Consider the following 17,147-nt stretch of genomic DNA (forward strand, 5'->3'; position numbering starts at 1 on the left):
TGCCCATGACGAGTGAGATCACCGGTGCCCGCGCCGAACGGGCGCACGCGACGCGGGAACTGATCCTGACCGCGGCGGAGCGGCTGTTCGCCGAACACGGCGTGTTCGCGGTGTCCAACCGCCAGGTCAGCGAGGCGGCGGGACAGGGCAACAACACCGCCGTCGGCTACCACTTCGGCACCAAGGCCGATCTGGTCCGCGCGATCGCGCGGCGGCATTCGGGGCAGATCGAGGAGATCCGCCGCCGGATGCTGGCGGGCATCGGCGAAAGCACGGACCTGCGCGACTGGATCGGCTGCCTGGTCACCCCGGTGGCCGAGCATCTGGCCACGCTCGGGAGCCCCACCTGGTTCGCGCGGTTCGGCGCACAGGTGATGACCGATCCCGCGCTCCGCCCGATCATGGTCGAGGAATCGCTGACCTCGCCGTCACTGGTGCGGATCGTCGAGGGGCTGCACCGCTGCCTGCCCGAACTGCCCGCCGACGTCCGCGCCGAACGCGGCGACATGGCCCGCCAGCTGCTGGTCCACATGGTCGCCGAACGCGAACGCGCTCTCGCCGAGGGCACCCCCACTCCCCGGTCCACCTGGCACGACGCCGCGACCGGGCTCATCGACGCACTCGCCGGGATCTGGCTCGCACCGGTCACTCCCGGCCCGGACGAAGGAAAGCGACCATGAAGATCACCGTCGACCAGGACAAGTGCTGCGGCGCCGGAACCTGCGTGCTGCTCGCCCCCGACGTGTTCGACCAGCGGGAGGAGGACGGCATCGTGCTCCTCCTCGACGAGACGCCCGGCACCGGCCTGCACGACATCGTCCGCGAGGCCGCCGATGTCTGCCCCGGCGCGGCCATCACGGTGAGCGAATGACCCTGCTCGTCGTCGGCGCCTCAGCCGCCGGCCTCGGCACGGTGGAAGCCCTGCGCCGCAAGGGGTACTCGGAGCGGATCACGGTACTGGGCGCCGAGCCGCATCTCCCCTACGACCGGCCTCCACTGTCCAAACAGGTCCTTTCCGGCCAGTGGGAGCCCTCGCGGACCCAGCTGCGCACGGCGGAACGATTGTCCACATTGGACGCCGAGTTCCTGCTCGGCGACCCGGCCGTTTCGCTGGACGTCCGGGAACGCACTGTCCACACCGAATCGGGGCGGGCGCTGACCGCGGACGGGATCGTGATCGCCACCGGTCTGCGGCCGAGGGCCTTCCCCGGCCAGGACGGTCTCGACGGTGTTCACGTCCTCCGCACTCTCGACGACGCGCTGGCCCTGCGGGCGGATCTGCTCTCCTGTTCCCAGACGGTGGTCGTCGGCGACGGTGTCCTCGGCACCGAGATCGCCGCGAGCGCCGCCGGGATGGGAGTGCGGGTCACCCTCGCGGGACCGCAGCCGGCGCCGCTGGCGGACCGGTTCGGCCCGGTGGTCTCGGACTTGCTGGCGGATCTGCACACCTCTCACGGCGTGACCCTTCGGCTCGGTGCGGCGGTCGCAGGACTGGATTCGCGCGACGGACGCGTCATCGGCGTCCGGCTGGAGACCGGCGAGGTACTCCCCGCGGACGTCGTCGTGGTGGCGTTCGGCGCCGCACCGGCGACGGAGTGGCTCGAAGGCAGCGGACTCGCGCTGGCGAACGGCGTCGTCTGCGACTCCCGATGCCGCGCCGCGGAGGGCGTCCACGCCGTCGGCGATGTCGCGCGCTGGCATCACGAAACGCTCGATGTGGCTCTGCGGCTGGAGAACCGGACCAACGCCACCGAGCAGGCGGGCCACGTCGCCGGGGTCATCCTGGGCGACGACCGGCCCTACACCCCGGTCCCCTACTTCTGGACCGACCAGTTCGACGCCAAGATCCACGTGCACGGAACCCTTTTCGCGGACGCCGAAGTGTCTATTGTGGAGGGTTCTCTTGCCGAACGCCGCTTCGTCGCGCAGTACCGGCGCAACGGCGTGGTGACCGGCGTCCTCGGCTGGAACATGCCCAAACAAGCCCGCCTGCGCCGCCCGGAACTCGTCGGCGTTCTCGTTGGAGGAAAGCCTTGACCACCACACCGTCCTTTCCCGCCGCCAGGGCTCCGGGCTGCCCGTTCGACCCGCCGCCCGCCATCCGGTCGTTGCAGGAGGAGACCCCGCTCGCGCGGGTCCGGTTGTGGGACGACAGCACCCCCTGGCTCGCGACCCGCTACGCCGACCAGCGGAAACTGCTTTCGGATCCTCGTGTCAGCGCCGACATAAGCCGGCCCGGGTACCCGAGCCCGACACCGCTGCGCAGCGGATCCATCAGTTTCATCCTGATGGACGACCCCGAGCACGCCCGGCTGCGGCGGATGGTGACCGCGCCGTTCACCATCAAACGGGTGGAGGCCATGCGGCCCGACGTCCAGAAGATCGTGGACGACCTGATCGACGAACTGCTGGCCGGACCGAACCCCGCCGACCTCGTCACGGCGTTCGCGCTTCCGGTGCCCTCACTGGTGATCTGCCAGTTGCTGGGTGTCCCCTACGCCGATCACGATTTCTTCCAGGACAACAGCAACGTCCTGATCAACCGCGAGACCACCCCGGAAGCGAAGGCCGCCGCGGGCGCCGCGCTGGGCGAGTACCTCGAAAAGCTGATCGGCGAGAAACTCGAAAAGCCCGGCGAAGATCTCCTGTCCGGTCTCACCGAGCGGATCCACGCCGGTGAGCTGACCCGCCAGGAGGCGGCCCGGATGGGCGTCCTCATGCTGATCGCCGGGCACGAGACCACCGCCAACATGATCGCGCTGGGCACCCTCGCGCTGCTCGAACACCCGGACCAGCTCACCCTGCTCCGCGAGACGGACGACCCGAAACTGGTCGCTTCCGCCGTCGAAGAACTGTTGCGCTACCTGCACATCACGCACAACGGACGTCGGCGGGTCGCGCTCGAGGACATCGAGATCGCCGGTCAGGTCATCCGGGCGGGTGAAGGCATCATCCTGGCCAACGACGTCGGCAACCGCGATCCCGAGGTCTTCCCCGATCCCGACCGGCTGGACCTGCGCCGCGATTCCCGCCGTCACGTGGCTTTCGGCTTCGGCGTGCACCAGTGCCTCGGCCAGCCGCTGGCGCGGATGGAACTGCAGGTCGTCTACAGCACGCTGTACCGGCGGATCCCGTCGCTCCGGCTCGCCACGGACCTGTCGGAGGTCAAGTTCAAGCACGACGGTTCGGTCTACGGGGTGTACGAACTGCCCGTAGCCTGGTGACATGAGCGAAGACCAGGACGCCATCGACGAGCGGATCCAGGACGCCGGTGAGCGCGGCGACCTGGCCGAACTCCGGCGGCTGGCCGACGGCGGCAGCAGTGACGCGGCCGACCAGCTGATCGAAACGGCGACCGAACTGGGCGCGCTGGACGAGCTGCGCCGGTTGGCCGAGCGAGGTAACCAGGACGCCGCGGACCAGCTGGCCGAGCTCACCGAGGAGTAGCTTCCCGCATCGCCGGGATCAGCACGGGAAGCGCGACCAGGAGCGCGAGGCCGCGCACGACACCCGCGACAGGGTAGGGAACGCGTAGCCCCAACCTGTGCGCGAGCAGGCCGCCGGTCAGCGCGCCGAGCGGCATCAGCCCCCAGCCGAGCAGCCGGTAGACGCTGTTGACGCGGCCGAGCAAGGACGACGGCACCTGCCGCTGCCGGACGCTGACGGTGACGACGTTCCAGATCGTCGTCACGAACCCGCTCACCGCCCAGAGCCCGCCGAGCACGGCCACGTTCGGGCTGAACCCCATACCGACGAAGACGACGGCGTTCACGGCGAGCGAGACAAGGAGCGCGCGAAGGTCGCCGAGCCGGGCGACCAGCCGCCTGATCACCAGCCCGCCCGCGACGCCGCCGAGCGCCGCCCCGGCGAGCAGCAGACCGAACACTCCCGCGCCGAGATGCAGCACGTCGGTCACGAACAGGACGAGAGTCGCGTTCCCGAGCTGGCCACAAAAGGTGTTGATGCCGAGCAGCAAGGCGAGGGCTCGCAACAGACGGTGTTTCCTCAGCCAGTGAAGGCCATCGAGGACCTTCACTGGTTCCGAGTGCGTGTGTCGTCGCTTGGGCAGCCTGGCCAGAAGCATGGCCGCGAAGACGAACGACACGGCGTCGACGGCGAAGGGCAGCGTCCAGGCGAGGGCGAAGAAGAGGCTCCCGAGCGGCGGGCCCAGGAACTGCCTGCCGACGATCATCGCCACCTGCTGACTGCCGTTCGCTTGGTGCAGTCGGCTTTTTCCGACGAGATCCGGAAGCGCCGTTTGCGCCGCGTTGTCGTAGAAGACATCGCACGACCCCAGCGCGAACGCGAGCACGACGAGTATGGGCACGGTGACGACCTCGGCCGCGACGAGCGCGGTGAGCACGCCGACGATCAGGGCTTGGAGCGTCTGCGTTCGCCACATGAGGGTGGTTCGGTCGCCCCTGTCGACGACGGAGCCGGCGGTGAGCGACAGCAGAAGCCACGGCAGGTACGTCGCGGCGGAGACCAGGGCGATGTCCCTCGCGTCGCGGCTCACCGTGACGGCCAGCAGCGGCAACGCCGCGGTGAAGACGCCGTTTCCGAGGCTGTCGATCCCGGTGGCCCACCACAGTCGTCGGTAGGCGCGGGGCAGGTCGGTCATGATCGGATCGTGGCGACGTCCGGCGTTCCGGAGACACCATTTAGCGCTGGGCTACATACTCGGGCGATGCCGATGACCATCGAACTCGGTGTCGCCGAATTGGCCGCGACCCGGTTCGCGATCTCGCCACTGTCCGAGACCGTGGCCGGTCTGCAGCAGCTCGCCGGGATCGACCGGAACGCGGTCAACCTGCCCTGGCTTCGGTGGGCGCGCGAGGAACTCGACAGCGAGCCGCTCGACCTTTCGCGAACTTGGCCGTTGCTCGTGACCGGCAGGCTCGGCTGGCCGGAGTTCCTCGTCCCGGCCCCGCGGGACTCAGGGGATTCCCTCGAAAACGACCTCGTCGCGCTGCGGCGAACCCCTGAAGACCGGGTGAGGGCGAGCCTCGACCGGGTCTTCGGCGACAAACTTCCGCGCGCGGTCGCGGCCCTCGCCGAGGACCCCGCGTCCGGTCTGCGGGAGGTCGCCAAGGAACTGCGTGAGGCCCACGACCGCCTTGTCGCACCGCATTGGCCGCGGATCCGGGCGGTCCTGGACGCCGATGTCGGGTACCGCGCCCGCGCGCTGACCGCGGGCGGTGCCGAGCGGTTGTTCGCCGACCTGCACGCGGATCTGCGCTGGCGGACCGACCGGGTGATCCTGGCGGGCGAGCGGTGGCGCGATCAGCATCGTGTCATCACGCGAGGGCCGGGTGGTCTCGTGCTGATGCCTGTCGTCCTCGGGTCGCCGTATGTCCTGGTCAAGGAGAACACCTCGACCCAGACCACGATCCGCTATCCGGCGCGGGGAACCGGCGCGCTGTGGGCGGCCGGAACCCGAGCACCCGGGTCCAGCGCGGTACGGCTGCTGGGGCGGACGCGGGCCGACCTCCTGACGGCGCTGTCCTCCCCCGCGACCACGACCGACCTGGCCAAGGCTCTCGGCGTGACACCGAGCGCCGTCTCCCAGCACCTCAAGGTCCTGCGGGACAGCGGTCTGGTCGCGCGGGAACGCTCCGGCCGCAACGTCCTCTACCTGACGACCCCACTCGGTCAGCGCCTGCTCTGACGGTCAGAGGTCGACCAGCTCGACGGTCACCTTCGCTACATCACCTTCCTCGATTCCTTCGGCCTTGCGGACAGCCTTCTTGACCGGCAACACGTACACGCCGCGTTTCGAGTCCGGGAAGATCGAAGTCGTCCATTCGCTTCCGCCGATACCGACCTGGACGCGGACCGCCCCGAACCCGCGTCGCGGCCCGTCGGTGATCTCACGGATCTCCTCGGAAACGTCCTGAGGCAGGCTCACGAAGGTCCAGGTCTCCCCACGGCGGGCGTCCCAGACCCAGAGTTCGGCATCGAACACAACGATCATCGGTGGAGCTTCGCATACGGGACCGACAGTTCCGCCCGCGTCACTTGGCAGGGTGCGAGGGCCTGCCCGCACGCGTGTCGTGCCGCCCATCACGCGTGTCGTCCATCGGATCACGCGTGCCGTCCACCCGGTCGGGGCGACGAGGGCGGCGAGGCCACCTCACCGGGTTCAAGCTGTTCCACAACCACATGGCCGTCGAGCCGGTGCTCGGCATCTTCCCGTTCGGCTCGCCGCCGTCCGGCAGACTCGTCAACGAATTCCGCCGCCGGGTCATCGAAGAGGCGGCCGACGCGGACCTGCCGGGGCTCGTCTACACGAACGTCTGGGGTCACCTGCGCGTCGACAACACCCACCTGAGCCCGGCGGAGACAGCGGGCCTAATCCCGCGATGGATGCCGCAGTGAGCGGCTCGTGCTCGCGCCGAGCACCCGCGAAGCCATCCACGCCAGCGCGTCGGCCGTGCGCGCCGGGGTGTCCGACGGTTGCATGATGTGGCTCAGCACCGTCCGGACCACGACGTCGATGGCGACGTCGAGTTGCTCGCCGTCCAACGGCGGACCGTAGACGCGGACACGGCCGCGCAGCATGATCGTCGCTTCGCCCAGGAGGCTGCCCGCCCGGACCGTCAGCAGTGGCAGCAGTTCGGTGTCGGCGCCGTGGGTGGCCGAGACGATGCTGCGCAGCAGAAGGTTGTCGTCGGCGAGTTCGAGAACGCCTCGGACGGCGTCGTGGATCGCCTCGACGAGGTCTTCGGGATGCCGTTCGAAAGCGTCACGGACGACCGAGAGGAACCGGGCGAGCTCGTGCGAGATCATCGCTTCGGCCAGCTGGGTCTTCGAGCCGAGTTCGTTGTAGACGGTCTGGCGGCTGACGCCGACGATCTCCGCGAGTTTGCTCATCGTCACCGAGGACCAGCCCGAACGCACGGTCAGCTCGATCGCCGACGCGACGATCGGCTGCCGGTACGGGCCACCCGTGGCCGCGGCTGAGGGTGCCTCGCTCATGATCGTCATTCTAGGCAGCCGACGCCTCGGCGAACGCCAGCGCCTCGGGCCACGGCGCCCGCCCCGCGATGTGGCGGCGGTACTTCATGATCTCGCGCGGCCGGTCGATGGTGAGCGCGCCGACGATCCGGTCCCCGCGCCGGTACAGCGCCGTGAAGCCGCCGGAAGCCGGGACCGCGGTCACCACCTCGTCCGCGTGCGGGGTGCCGACGAACTGGATCCGGTGGTCGTACCAGTCCGACCAGAAGTACGGCACCGGCGCCAGCGCACGAGCCGCCTGCGGTGCCAGGGCGTGACGAGCGGCAGCGGCACCCTGCTCCGCGGCGTTCGTCCAGTGCTCCAGCCGCATCAGTTCGCCGTCGAACAGCGGGTTCTCGGCGTGGGCGACATCCCCGGCGGCGTACACGCCGGGCACTCCGGTCGCGAGCGTCGCGTCGCACACCACGCCGCCGTCGCGTTCGTGCAGCGGGACCCCGCTCCCGGCCAGCCAGCCGGTGGCCGGGACGACGCCGATACCGGCGACGACCAGGTCCGCGGGCAGCACCTCGCCGGACGAAAGCCGGACACCGGTCACCACGCCGCCTTCGGATTCCAGGCCGGTGACCGTCGTGGACAACCGCAGCTCCGTGCCCGCCTCCCGGTGCAGCGAAGCGCACACCGCGCCGGCCTCGGCCCCGACGGATCGGGTGAGCGGCACGTCGAGAGCCTCGACGATCGTCGACGGAAGCCCGCGCTTCCGGGCCGCGGCGGCGACCTCCGAGCCGATGAAACCCGCCCCGATCACGACAGTCCGCGCCCCGCTGTCGAGCGCGGCCCGGACGGCCAGGGCGTCCTCCGCGGTCCTCAGCGTGTGGACCCCGGCGAGCCCCTCGCTTCCGGGCAGCCGTCGCGCGGTCGCGCCTGTCGCGATCACCAGTGCCTCATACGGAACGGCCGTCCCCGCCACCGATACCTCGCGGGCGGCGGCGTCGAGCCCGTCCGCGGGCGCGCCGAGCATCAGTTCGACGCCGAGTTCGTCGCGCAACGCGGCCGCACCGTGGAACGGTTCGATCCGCCCCGGACCTTCCGCGTCGAGGAACGCTTTCGACAGCGGAAGCCGGTCGTAGGGCGGATGCTCCTCGGCTCCGATCAGCACCATCCGCCCTCGGTACCCGTCCCGGCGCGCGGCCTCCACCGCACGCAATCCGGCCAGTGACGCGCCCACGACGACCAGCGTCATGGTCAGTCCCGCAGCTTCAGGGCGAGGACGGGGCAAGCGTCGACGGCGGCCGACAGGTCCTGCCGGTATTCCTCGCCGGGCAGTTCGTCGAGCACCACGACCGTGCCGTCGTCACCGACCTCGAAGAAGTCGGGCGCCATCGCTTCGCACATACCCAGCCCGTCGCATTTCGCGCGGTCCGCCTCGATCTTCATCATGCTCCGACCCTTCCCGGTGCCACGAAATCGACCTTCTCCCGCACGCCGCAATCCGGACAGCACCACGAATCCGGGATCGCCGACCACGGCGTTCCGGCGGCGAAACCCTCCCGCGGGTCGCCGAGTTTCTCGTCGTAGACGTAGCCGCAGCCCGGGCACATCCCGCCCTCGGTCGCGTCGCCGTGCGTGTCGTCGGTGACCTCGGACGTCGCCGTGACACGGGTTCCGTAGCGTGCCAGGACTTTGCCCCGCTTCGACGGCTGGATGTTGGCGCGGGAGAGGTCGCCGTCGAAGTGCGCGAGCACCCGCGGGTCCATCACGCGGCGCCAGACCGGCGGGAACAGCGCCAGCACGATCATCCCGGCGTACCCCGTCGGCAGGGCCGGCGATTCCGCGAAATCGCGCAGCGTCTGGTAGCGGCGGGTCGGGTTGGCGTGGTGATCACTGTGCCGCTGCAGGTGGTACAGCAGGACGTTGGTGGCGATGTTGTTGGAGTTCCAGCTGTGGCTGGGATCCACCCGTTCGTACCGGCGCCGGTTCGGCGGGCCGACTTTCTGCCGCCGCATGCCGTAGTGCTCCATGTAGTTCACGACCTCCAGCAGCGAGAACCCGATCACGGCCTGGATCACCAGGTACGGCAGGATTCCCGGGCCCAGCCACACGGTCATCGCCGCCCACAGCACCGCCGACATCAGCCAGGCGTTGAGCACGTCGTTGCCGATCCGGAACGGATGCCTGTCGCGCCGGGCGTACCGCTTGCGCTCCAGGGCCCACGCGGACTTCAGCGAACCGAACACCGTGCGCGGCCAGAATCGGTAGAAGCTCTCCCCCACCCGGCTGCTGGCCGGGTCTTCCGGGGTCGCCACCCGGACGTGGTGGCCGCGGTTGTGCTCGATGTAGAAGTGGCCGTAGAAGCTCTGCGCCAGCGCGATCTTCGACAGCCAGCGTTCGTGACTCTCCTTCTTGTGCCCGAGTTCGTGCGCGGTGTTGATGCCGATGCCGCCGATGCAGCCGATCGAGATCGCCAGGCCGATCTTGTCCACAACGGACAGTTCACCGCGGGAGATCAGCCAGAACGCGGCCACGAAACCCGCGTACTGGATGGGCAGGAACGCGAAGGTGATCCACCGGTAGTAGCGATCCTTCTCCAGCCGTTCGATGACGTCGTCCGGCGGGTTGTCCCGGTCCAGCCCGGCGACCAGGTCGATCAGCGGCACGACCACCAGGATCACGATCGGCCCGATCCAGAACCACACACCCCAGCCGGTGGCCGCGTGCAGCCCGATGGCCAGGAACGCGAGCGAGGGCACCACCAGGCCGATCAGCCAGAGATATCGCTTGCGATCGGTCCACCGGTCGGTCGAGCCCGCCGGGATCGTGCCCGTCAACTCGCTCATCGCACCCTCCTCCGTTGGCTGGGTTTACAAAACTGTAGGCGATGTACACCCGGTTTGACAAGTGGACACCATTTGTAAACCCGCCGTTGCTTCACTTCGTGAGAACTTGGCGATATCTTGTATTTGTAAGGAAACTTACTTAACTTGTGACGACCGCCGCGATCCACTTCGTCCGCCCCGAAGGAGCGCGAATGCCCCGATCACCTCGCCGGATCCGCCCCGCAGCCGTGGCCACCGTCGCCGCGGCCCTGCTGGTCCTGCCCGCGACGACAGCCACCGCGAGCACCACGGCCAACGAGCCCTGGCCAGGCGGTTCAGCCGTGTCGAACGCCGACGACTCGAACGTCCTCGGCGGCAACATGAGCGGTCTGTCCTTCGAAGGCGCCAACGTCCTGTGGGCAGTGAAGAACGGACCCGGCACGCTCTACCGCCTCGTGCGCAACGGCACGAAGTGGAAGCCGGACACGGCCAACGGCTGGTCGTCCGGCAAGGCGCTGCGCTACCGAAGCGGCAAGGGCGACCCGGACGCCGAAGCCGTCGTGGCCACTCCGGACGGCGTGGTCGCGGCCACCGAACGCGACGGCGACAACGACAAGAAGAGCGCGCTCAAGGTGCTCCGGTACGACGTCTCCGGTTCGGCCAAGACCCTCACCGCCAAGGCCGAGTGGGATCTGACGGCGGACCTGCCGAAGGTCTCGGCCAACGACGGGCTCGAAGCCGTCTCGTGGATCCCGGACAGCGCCCTCACCGCGAAGGGGTTCGTGGACGAGCGCACGAAGGCTCCGTACAACCCGAGCACCTACCCCGGCCACGGCACCGGCCTCTACCTCGTCGGCCTCGAGAGCAACGGGATGATCTACGCCTACGCCCTCGACCAGGCGGGTGGGAAGTACACGCGCGTCGCGAGTTTCGCGAGTGGACTCGACTCGATCATGGAGCTCGAGTACGAGGCTTCGACCAGCAAGCTGTGGGCGGTCTGTGACGACAACTGCAGCGGCAACCTGACGACGCTCGCCGTCAACGCGCAGGGCAAGTTCGCCGCGACCGCCACCTACAACCGTCCGAGCGCGATGCCGGACTACAACAACGAAGGTTTCGCCATCTCGCCCACCTGCGCCTCCGGGAGCAAGCAAGTGGTCTGGGCGGACGACGGGAACGAGGGCGACCACGCGCTCCGCGCCGGCAGCCTTTCCTGCGGCTGACCTGGCGCACGGTGCAGTTGGTCGTGAGTGGTAAGTGTCGTTAGAACGGCACTTACCACTCACGACCAACGCGACTTCCCCGGGCAGTAGGCTCCGGATCGCCACCAGCAACGACCCGGAGGACCAGTGATCAGCGAAGACCTGCGCGAGCGCCGCCACAAGATCATCGAAGAGCACATGGACACGGAGGTGACCCAGGAATTCGACCGCACGCTGGGCACCTTCAACGGCCACCCGCACTACGAGATCATGGCGACGGGGCAGATCTTCGACGGCGACGAGGAGGTCATGGGCTACTACCGCATGACCCGCACGGCCTTCCCGGATCAGCGGCACGACAACGTCCGCTACCACTTCGCCGACGAGTCGGTCATCGTCGAGTTCGACCTGCTCGGCACCAACCTCGGCGAGTTCTACGGCCGCCCGCCCACCGGCAAGGCGTTCCGCGTGCCGATCATCGCGGTGTTCTTCTTCGACGGGGACAGGATCACCAACGAGCGCGTCTACTTCGACGCGGCCAGCCTGATCACGCAGGCCGGGCACGCCGAACTGCTGAATCTTCTGGCGTCGGGCGAGGTCTGAACCAACGGCCGATCGGCCGATGTGGACGGACGGGGCGCGCGGCGAGGCCGACGAAGCCCCGCCGTCGAGCCTTGGAGAAACCGCCCATGCCGGACGGCCGGAAGATCGACATCGCGCTCTCGCGGCAGAAAGCGACCGATCCCGCCCGGAGAAAGGGCGTCGTACTGCTGAATCCCGGCGGCCCCGGCCAATCCGGGATCCATGAGCCACGGTGGATCACCGACAGCAAGGCCGCCGGGATCGGCGTGGATCACGATCTGATCGGCTTCGATCCACGCGGCGTCGACTACAGCGCGAACGTCGCTTGCCCATCGCTTCCCGGTGACGACGCCGAACCTCTGGCTTCCTTGCCGGACAAGGAAAAGGCCCGGTTCGTGTTCGAACGGGACGCGAAGGTGAACCAGCGCTGCGTCGCCGCCCACCCCGAGTTCGTCCGCAACCTGACCACCGAGAACGTCGCTCGCGACATGGACCGGATCCGGGAAGCGCTGAGCGAGGAGAAGATCGGCTTCTACGGGGTCTTCTGGGGCACCGCGCTCGGCGCCGCCTACCGCACCGCGTTCGACTCCCGGGTGGACCGCATGCTGCTGGACTCGGTCATGGCGCCGATCTTCGACGTCGGCGCGATGGACGACGCGACGAACACGGCGAGACGGTGACGAACTACCTGTCCGGTCCGCGCCGCGAGTGGGCGAACGCCGCCAACGCACTCGCGACCCTGCGGGACCTTCGCTTCGAAACCCGCGGCAGGGCAGGGTCGCGGCTTCGGCTGGGACGTGGACCCGAACGGGTACAACACCTTCCAGCAGACGGCGATCCTCTGCACGCCTCCGAAGGCCCTCGCGATTTCGAGACGATCTGGCAGCGCAGGCTCGACCGAGTCCGCGCGGGCCGGCCGTTGCCGGTCCAGCCGTGGACCTTCACGCCGGGGACCAGTCCGCTGCAACTGGTCGGGCACACCTGCGAACCGGTGACCCCGATCGACTGGGCGGTGGCCAGGCACGAGCGGATCGGCGGCTCCCTGCTCACCGTCGAGGACGACCACCACGGTTCGCTGTCCTCGCTCCTCTGCGCGAGCAAGGCCGTCGAGTTCTTCTCGACCGGCAAAGCCGGCGACGGGTCCTGCGCCGGAGCGCCGATCCCGCCGCCGACCGGCCGGTGATCAGCGAGTCACTTGGCTTCGGCCAGGGGTGGCACGACGCAGCAAGCGCCGGTGAAGCATCTGAAAGCGTCCACGCGCGCCTTGTTGGTCCAGTTGTCGAAGCGGTCGATCACGAGGTCGACCTCGCCGCCCGCCCTCGCGGTGTCGATCCCGAGGCCGGAGAAGAGCAGACGGAGGTTTTCGGTGGTTTCGTTCTTCATGCGACTCGCTCCCAGGCGTTCGGTGGTACGTCGGCAGCGAAATCGTCCGTCAGCGGGGCCTTCACATCCAGTGCTATCCATCATTCCGGGCTTGTGCTTTTCGACTACGCCGAACGTGTGACGCCGTGAAAGCAGGCCGGGCCGGCCGCGAAGTGCGGCCGGCCCGGTGTCAAGCCGAGGTTCAGGCTCGGATCACGCCACGTCGTACCGGTCGAGGTTCATGACCTTGTCCCACGCCGCCACGAAGTCGCGGACGAACTTCTCCTTGGCGTCGTCGCTGGCGTAGACCTCCGCCACCGCGCGAAGCTCGGAGTTGGACCCGAACACGAGGTCGGCCCGGGTACCGGTCCACTTGACCTCGCCGGACGCGGAGTCGCGGCCTTCGAAGGTCTCCCCGTCGCCGTTCGCCGCGGTCCACCGCACGCCCATGTCGAGCAGGTTCGCGAAGAAGTCGTTGGTCAGCGACCCCGGCTTCTCGGTGAGGACGCCGTGCTTCGAGTCCTGGACGTTGGCGCCGAGGACACGCAGGCCGCCGACGAGGACGGTCAGCTCGGGCGCGCTCAGGTCCAGCAGGTTCGCGCGGTCGATGAGCAGGTACTCCGTCGGGAGACGGTGGCCCTTGCCGCGGTAGTTGCGGAAACCGTCGATGGCCGGCTCCAGCGGGGCGAACGACTCGACGTCGGTCTGTTCCTGCGTCGCGTCGGTGCGGCCCGGGGTGAACGGCACGGTCACGTCGTGACCGCCGTCCTTGGCGGCCTTCTCGACGGCCGCGACGCCGCCCAGGACGATCAGGTCGGCCAGCGAGACCTTCTTGCCGCCGGTCTGGGCGCCGTTGAAGGACTCCTGGACACCTTCCAGGGTCTGCAGCACCTGAGCGAGCGTCTGCGGGTCGTTGACCTCCCAGTCGCGCTGCGGCTCGAGGCGGATGCGGGCACCGTTGGCGCCACCACGCTTGTCGCTGGCGCGGAAGGTCGAGGCCGACGCCCACGCGGTGGAGACCAGCTGCGAGACCGACAGGCCCGAAGCGAGCAGCTTCTCCTTGAGGGAGGCGATGTCCGCGTCGTCGATCAGCTCGTGGTCGACGGCAGGCACCGGGTCCTGCCAGATCAGCGTCTCCTGCGGCACCTGCGGGCCGAGGTAACGCTGGATCGGGCCCATGTCGCGGTGGGTCAGCTTGAACCAGGCGCGGGCGAAGGCGTCCGCGAACTCGTCCGGGTTGTCCAGGAACCGGCGCGAGATCGGCTCGTAGATCGGGTCGAACCGCAGCGCCAGGTCGGTGGTGAGCATCGTCGGCGGGCGCTTGAGTTCACCGGACTCGGGGTCGGGCACGGTGTTCGCGCCCGCGCCGTCCTTCGGCTGCCACTGGTGGGCGCCGGCGGGGCTCTTGGTCAGCTCCCACTCGTAGCCGAACAGGTTCTGGAAGAAGCCGTGGCTCCACTGGGTCGGTGTGGAGGTCCAGGTGGTCTCGAGACCACTGGTGATGGCGTCGCGGCCCTTGCCGCTGCCGAAGGAGTTCTTCCAGCCGAGGCCCTGCTCCTCGATCGAAGCGCCCTCGGGCTCGGCACCGACGTGCTCGTCGGGGTTCGCCGCGCCGTGCGCCTTGCCGAAGGTGTGGCCGCCGGCGATCAGCGCGACGGTCTCCTCGTCGTTCATCGCCATGCGGCGGAAGGTCTCGCGGATGTCGCGGGCCGCGGCCAGCGGGTCCGGGTTGCCGTTCGGGCCTTCCGGGTTCACGTAGATGAGGCCCATCTGCACGGCGGCCAGCGGGCCCTCGAGCTGACGGTCACCGCTGTAGCGCTCGTCGCCGAGCCACGTGCGCTCGGGACCCCAGTACACGTCCTCGTCCGGCTCCCAGACGTCCGCGCGGCCACCGGCGAAGCCGAAGGTCTTGAAGCCCATCGTCTCCAGGGCGCGGTTGCCGGTGAAGATCATCAGGTCGGCCCACGAGATCTTGCGGCCGTACTTCTTCTTGACCGGCCAGAGCAGACGGCGGGCCTTGTCCAGGTTGCCGTTGTCCGGCCAGCTGTTGAGCGGGGCGAAGCGCTGCATGCCGGCGCCGGCGCCACCGCGGCCGTCCTCGATGCGGTACGTGCCCGCGCTGTGCCACGCCATACGGATCATGAGGCCGCCGTAGTGGCCGAAGTCCGCGGGCCACCACTCCTGCGAAGTGGTGAGGACGGCGTCGACGTCCTTGGCGAGTTCGCCGAGGTCGACGGTCTTGAACTCGGCGGCGTAGTCGAACCCGGCGTCCATCGGGTCGGAAGCGGCGGTGTGCTTCCGGAGGATCTTCAGGTTGAGCTGGTTCGGCCACCAGTCGCGGTTGCCCGCGCCTTCGGTGGGGTGGTTGCGTCGCCCCGCCGAGACGGGGCAGCCGCCCGCGCTCTCTTCGTTCATTTCGCCGACGACGGCGTCCGGGCTGTCAGACACGGGAATCCTTCCGAGGATCAGGGCTTGCAGGGCTCAGGAACGGGGTTCGGTAGCGCGGGTTTCGATAGCACAGTCGGGACAAAGGCCCCAGTAGATGACCTCGGCCTCTTCGATCACGAAGCCGTGGTCGTCCGACGCGCTCAAACAGGGTGCGGGACCGACAGCGCAGTCGACGTCGGCGATGACACCACATGATCGGCAGACGACGTGGTGGTGGTTGTCCCCGACCCGGGACTCATAGCGTGCCACGGACCCCGACGGCTGGATCCGCCGGACGAGACGCGCGGCGGTCAGTGCCCGCAACACGTCGTAGATGGCCTGGTGAGAGACCTCGCCGAGCTCCGAACGCACCGCACCGATGATCGAGTCGGTGTCGGCGTGCGGGTGGTCGCGTACCGCGGTCAGCACGGCCACCCTGGGACGCGTCACGCGCAGGGAGGCCCCGCGCAGCATCCGCTCGAAGTCCGGGGTCGTGGGCACGGCCGCAGTCTGGCCCATTTTCTGGAATGAATCAAGTTGATGGGATCCCGGGCGTGTCTCCGCCGCACGTCTCCCCGCCTTCCGCGCCGAGACGTGCTCACGAGGGGCCACCGGCGCGATGTGGGCCACATAAGTCGCAAAGACTCCACATTTGTTACAGCCGTGCGGATTTTCCACCTGCTTGCAACATTCGCGAAATCAACAACGACACAAGGAGACGTACGCCACCAATGGTTACGTCGGCGACACGATAGTGCGATACCTCGACCCGCTCTTGCCCGTGCGCACATCGGCGTCGACCGTCGTGACCGCCGCACCACTCTTTTCGTTGCCCGGAAAGAGTTCGACTACGCTTCAGCCATAAGGGAAGCCCCGATACGCCCGTACGAGTGACTGGATCTGGCGGAGCGTCGCCAAACGGCCGCCTCCACCTCCACCACAGGGAGGAACAATCCCTGACACAGCAACATATCCGGAGTTTTCGCAGCTCCGGGGCGGTACCGAGCACGATGCCACGACACGGCGTCCCACTGCTAGCATTTGCGCCCTGCCCACTTCCCGTTTTCCACAGATTGCCTACCCCACAAGGAAAGAAGCATGTCTGGACCACTTTTCGGCACGGTCGTCGCAGTGGACGGGCCCGCTGCCGCAGGCAAGACCACCACTTGCCTGGCACTGGCCAAGACCTTCGGCCTGCGTTATCTCGAAAGCGGTCGAACCTACCGCATCATCGCCTTCGAGGCGCTGCAACGGGAAATCCCGGTGGACAACGCCCCCGAAATCACCGGTCTCTGCGACGAGTTGATCGAAGAGAGCCGTTCCACCAGCCTCCTGACGTCCGAACGTTATGCTTCCGCCGCACTGAGGAGGACTCCTGTCAACGTCGCCGTTTCCGCGGTCGCCAGGATCGCGGACGTCCGGCAGCGGGTGACCAGCCTCATCAGGCTTTGGGCCACCACGCACGACCACTGTGTCATCGAAGGCCGCGACATCGGCACGACTGTCTTTCCGAGGGCCGCGGTCAAGTTCTACCTGACCGCGACACCCGAAGTGAGGGCGATGCGTCGACTCACCCAGGAACGGGCAGAGTCCTACGAAAACGTGCTCCGGGACGTGACTCGCCGAGATGACGCGGATATGTCCCGCAAGACATCGCCACTGCTCCCCGCCGCCGATGCCCTCACGATCGACACCTCCGATCTCACCGTCGAGCAGGTACTCGATCGCATGTCCTCGACATGCCGGAGCCGTGGCTTAGAGCTCAACCATTAGTGCGAGTAAGCTTCTGCTTCGTCTGCGACGA

21 protein-coding genes are annotated in these 17,147 nt (G+C 68.4%); 12 read left to right on the forward strand and 9 right to left on the reverse strand.

The window, feature by feature from the left end:
• The first annotated feature begins 5 nt into the window (after nucleotides 1-5).
• Genes ACFOSH_RS38250 through ACFOSH_RS38270 form a run of 5 tightly spaced genes read left to right on the forward strand, consistent with a single transcriptional unit; the run spans nucleotide 6 to nucleotide 3,447 of the window.
• On the forward strand, nucleotides 6-680 hold the full coding sequence (locus ACFOSH_RS38250; protein ID WP_378245631.1) for a TetR/AcrR family transcriptional regulator: 675 nt from the start codon (nucleotides 6-8) through the stop codon (nucleotides 678-680).
• Entirely contained in the window at nucleotides 677-871 is a 195-nt protein-coding gene (locus ACFOSH_RS38255) for a ferredoxin (RefSeq protein WP_378245633.1), read from the forward strand. The genes ACFOSH_RS38250 and ACFOSH_RS38255 overlap by 4 nt, the downstream gene beginning before the upstream one ends.
• Nucleotides 868-2,037, forward strand: a complete 1,170-nt coding sequence (locus ACFOSH_RS38260; protein ID WP_378245635.1) for an NAD(P)/FAD-dependent oxidoreductase — start codon at nucleotides 868-870, stop codon at nucleotides 2,035-2,037. Before ACFOSH_RS38255 ends, ACFOSH_RS38260 begins: the two co-directional genes overlap by 4 nt.
• Nucleotides 2,034-3,224, forward strand: coding sequence for a cytochrome P450 (locus tag ACFOSH_RS38265; RefSeq protein ID WP_378245637.1), 1,191 nt, complete (start codon nucleotides 2,034-2,036; stop codon nucleotides 3,222-3,224). Before ACFOSH_RS38260 ends, ACFOSH_RS38265 begins: the two co-directional genes overlap by 4 nt.
• A gap of 1 nt (nucleotide 3,225) precedes the next feature.
• On the forward strand, nucleotides 3,226-3,447 hold the full coding sequence (locus ACFOSH_RS38270) for a hypothetical protein (RefSeq protein ID WP_378245639.1): 222 nt from the start codon (nucleotides 3,226-3,228) through the stop codon (nucleotides 3,445-3,447).
• Here the strand turns inward: ACFOSH_RS38270 and ACFOSH_RS38275 are convergent.
• On the reverse strand, nucleotides 3,434-4,621 hold the full coding sequence (locus ACFOSH_RS38275) for an MFS transporter (RefSeq protein WP_378245641.1): 1,188 nt from the start codon (nucleotides 4,619-4,621) through the stop codon (nucleotides 3,434-3,436). The two genes, ACFOSH_RS38270 and ACFOSH_RS38275, sit on opposite strands and share 14 nt — an antisense overlap.
• A 66-nt stretch (nucleotides 4,622-4,687) precedes the next feature.
• Between ACFOSH_RS38275 and ACFOSH_RS38280 the strand changes: the two genes are divergently transcribed.
• Entirely contained in the window at nucleotides 4,688-5,668 is a 981-nt protein-coding gene (locus tag ACFOSH_RS38280; protein WP_378245643.1) for an ArsR/SmtB family transcription factor, read from the forward strand.
• 3 nt (nucleotides 5,669-5,671) lie between these two features.
• Here ACFOSH_RS38280 and ACFOSH_RS38285 read toward each other — a convergent pair whose 3' ends face one another.
• Complete coding sequence (locus ACFOSH_RS38285) at nucleotides 5,672-5,974, reverse strand: DUF1905 domain-containing protein (RefSeq protein ID WP_378245645.1); 303 nt, start codon at nucleotides 5,972-5,974, stop codon at nucleotides 5,672-5,674.
• Between the two features lie 116 nt (nucleotides 5,975-6,090).
• On the opposite strand from ACFOSH_RS38285, the gene ACFOSH_RS38290 reads away from it, so the two are divergent.
• Nucleotides 6,091-6,378: a hypothetical protein gene (locus tag ACFOSH_RS38290; RefSeq protein WP_378245647.1), complete on the forward strand. Its 288-nt coding sequence runs from the start codon at nucleotides 6,091-6,093 to the stop codon at nucleotides 6,376-6,378.
• Here the strand turns inward: ACFOSH_RS38290 and ACFOSH_RS38295 are convergent.
• From ACFOSH_RS38295 to ACFOSH_RS38310, 4 genes are read right to left on the reverse strand one after another with little or no spacing between them, the layout of a single operon-like run.
• Nucleotides 6,352-6,987 carry a TetR family transcriptional regulator gene (locus tag ACFOSH_RS38295; RefSeq protein WP_378245649.1) on the reverse strand — a complete coding sequence of 212 codons (636 nt, stop codon included), beginning with the start codon at nucleotides 6,985-6,987 and terminating at the stop codon, nucleotides 6,352-6,354. The genes ACFOSH_RS38290 and ACFOSH_RS38295 overlap by 27 nt on opposite strands.
• Nucleotide 6,988: 1 nt before the next feature.
• Entirely contained in the window at nucleotides 6,989-8,197 is a 1,209-nt protein-coding gene (locus ACFOSH_RS38300; RefSeq protein WP_378245651.1) for an NAD(P)/FAD-dependent oxidoreductase, read from the reverse strand.
• 2 nt (nucleotides 8,198-8,199) lie between these two features.
• Nucleotides 8,200-8,394: a ferredoxin gene (locus ACFOSH_RS38305; RefSeq protein WP_378245653.1), complete on the reverse strand. Its 195-nt coding sequence runs from the start codon at nucleotides 8,392-8,394 to the stop codon at nucleotides 8,200-8,202.
• A complete protein-coding gene (locus ACFOSH_RS38310) occupies nucleotides 8,391-9,791 on the reverse strand; it encodes a fatty acid desaturase (RefSeq protein ID WP_378245655.1) in 1,401 nt (466 codons plus the stop codon). Before ACFOSH_RS38310 ends, ACFOSH_RS38305 begins: the two co-directional genes overlap by 4 nt.
• A gap of 191 nt (nucleotides 9,792-9,982) precedes the next feature.
• Here ACFOSH_RS38310 and ACFOSH_RS38315 point away from each other — a divergent pair, with 191 nt between their 5' ends.
• The 4 genes from ACFOSH_RS38315 to ACFOSH_RS38330 all read left to right on the forward strand — a co-directional run bounded on the left by ACFOSH_RS38315 (nucleotide 9,983) and on the right by ACFOSH_RS38330 (nucleotide 12,737).
• Nucleotides 9,983-10,993 carry a hypothetical protein gene (locus ACFOSH_RS38315; RefSeq protein ID WP_378245657.1) on the forward strand — a complete coding sequence of 337 codons (1,011 nt, stop codon included), beginning with the start codon at nucleotides 9,983-9,985 and terminating at the stop codon, nucleotides 10,991-10,993.
• A 126-nt stretch (nucleotides 10,994-11,119) separates the two neighbouring features.
• Nucleotides 11,120-11,575 (forward strand): ester cyclase, encoded by a 456-nt coding sequence (locus ACFOSH_RS38320; RefSeq protein WP_378245659.1) that lies wholly within the window; start codon nucleotides 11,120-11,122, stop codon nucleotides 11,573-11,575.
• A gap of 71 nt (nucleotides 11,576-11,646) precedes the next feature.
• On the forward strand, nucleotides 11,647-12,234 hold the full coding sequence (locus ACFOSH_RS38325; RefSeq protein WP_378245661.1) for an alpha/beta fold hydrolase: 588 nt from the start codon (nucleotides 11,647-11,649) through the stop codon (nucleotides 12,232-12,234).
• Complete coding sequence (locus tag ACFOSH_RS38330; RefSeq protein ID WP_378245663.1) at nucleotides 12,231-12,737, forward strand: alpha/beta hydrolase; 507 nt, start codon at nucleotides 12,231-12,233, stop codon at nucleotides 12,735-12,737. The genes ACFOSH_RS38325 and ACFOSH_RS38330 overlap by 4 nt, the downstream gene beginning before the upstream one ends.
• Nucleotides 12,738-12,745: 8 nt before the next feature.
• Here the strand turns inward: ACFOSH_RS38330 and ACFOSH_RS38335 are convergent, their stop codons facing one another.
• From ACFOSH_RS38335 to ACFOSH_RS38345, 3 genes are all read right to left on the reverse strand, one after another.
• Complete coding sequence (locus ACFOSH_RS38335) at nucleotides 12,746-12,937, reverse strand: hypothetical protein (RefSeq protein ID WP_364206733.1); 192 nt, start codon at nucleotides 12,935-12,937, stop codon at nucleotides 12,746-12,748.
• A gap of 192 nt (nucleotides 12,938-13,129) precedes the next feature.
• A complete protein-coding gene (katG, locus tag ACFOSH_RS38340) occupies nucleotides 13,130-15,364 on the reverse strand; it encodes a catalase/peroxidase HPI (RefSeq protein ID WP_378245666.1) in 2,235 nt (744 codons plus the stop codon).
• Between the two features lie 33 nt (nucleotides 15,365-15,397).
• Nucleotides 15,398-15,844, reverse strand: a complete 447-nt coding sequence (locus ACFOSH_RS38345; RefSeq protein ID WP_378245668.1) for a Fur family transcriptional regulator — start codon at nucleotides 15,842-15,844, stop codon at nucleotides 15,398-15,400.
• Nucleotides 15,845-16,441: 597 nt separating this feature from the next.
• Here ACFOSH_RS38345 and cmk point away from each other — a divergent pair.
• Complete coding sequence (cmk, locus tag ACFOSH_RS38350; protein WP_378245670.1) at nucleotides 16,442-17,116, forward strand: (d)CMP kinase; 675 nt, start codon at nucleotides 16,442-16,444, stop codon at nucleotides 17,114-17,116.
• The last annotated feature ends 31 nt before the right edge of the window (nucleotides 17,117-17,147 follow it).

It is taken from the genome of Amycolatopsis speibonae (genome assembly GCF_042647925.1).
Classification (GTDB): domain Bacteria; phylum Actinomycetota; class Actinomycetes; order Mycobacteriales; family Pseudonocardiaceae; genus Amycolatopsis; species Amycolatopsis speibonae.

What these genes read in the sequence shown, in the direction of transcription:
- ACFOSH_RS38250 (WP_378245631.1), top strand. Translation starts at nt 6, where the DNA reads ATGACGAGTGAGATCACCGGTGCCCGCGCCGAACGGGCGCACGCGACG.
- ACFOSH_RS38255 (WP_378245633.1), top strand. Translation starts at nt 677, where the DNA reads ATGAAGATCACCGTCGACCAGGACAAGTGCTGCGGCGCCGGAACCTGC.
- ACFOSH_RS38260 (WP_378245635.1), top strand. Translation starts at nt 868, where the DNA reads ATGACCCTGCTCGTCGTCGGCGCCTCAGCCGCCGGCCTCGGCACGGTG.
- ACFOSH_RS38270 (WP_378245639.1), top strand. Translation starts at nt 3,226, where the DNA reads ATGAGCGAAGACCAGGACGCCATCGACGAGCGGATCCAGGACGCCGGT.
- ACFOSH_RS38275 (WP_378245641.1), bottom strand. Translation starts at nt 4,621, where the DNA reads ATGACCGACCTGCCCCGCGCCTACCGACGACTGTGGTGGGCCACCGGG.
- ACFOSH_RS38280 (WP_378245643.1), top strand. Translation starts at nt 4,688, where the DNA reads ATGCCGATGACCATCGAACTCGGTGTCGCCGAATTGGCCGCGACCCGG.
- ACFOSH_RS38285 (WP_378245645.1), bottom strand. Translation starts at nt 5,974, where the DNA reads ATGATCGTTGTGTTCGATGCCGAACTCTGGGTCTGGGACGCCCGCCGT.
- ACFOSH_RS38295 (WP_378245649.1), bottom strand. Translation starts at nt 6,987, where the DNA reads ATGACGATCATGAGCGAGGCACCCTCAGCCGCGGCCACGGGTGGCCCG.
- ACFOSH_RS38300 (WP_378245651.1), bottom strand. Translation starts at nt 8,197, where the DNA reads ATGACGCTGGTCGTCGTGGGCGCGTCACTGGCCGGATTGCGTGCGGTG.
- ACFOSH_RS38305 (WP_378245653.1), bottom strand. Translation starts at nt 8,394, where the DNA reads ATGATGAAGATCGAGGCGGACCGCGCGAAATGCGACGGGCTGGGTATG.
- ACFOSH_RS38310 (WP_378245655.1), bottom strand. Translation starts at nt 9,791, where the DNA reads ATGAGCGAGTTGACGGGCACGATCCCGGCGGGCTCGACCGACCGGTGG.
- ACFOSH_RS38315 (WP_378245657.1), top strand. Translation starts at nt 9,983, where the DNA reads ATGCCCCGATCACCTCGCCGGATCCGCCCCGCAGCCGTGGCCACCGTC.
- ACFOSH_RS38335 (WP_364206733.1), bottom strand. Translation starts at nt 12,937, where the DNA reads ATGAAGAACGAAACCACCGAAAACCTCCGTCTGCTCTTCTCCGGCCTC.
- cmk (WP_378245670.1), top strand. Translation starts at nt 16,442, where the DNA reads ATGTCTGGACCACTTTTCGGCACGGTCGTCGCAGTGGACGGGCCCGCT.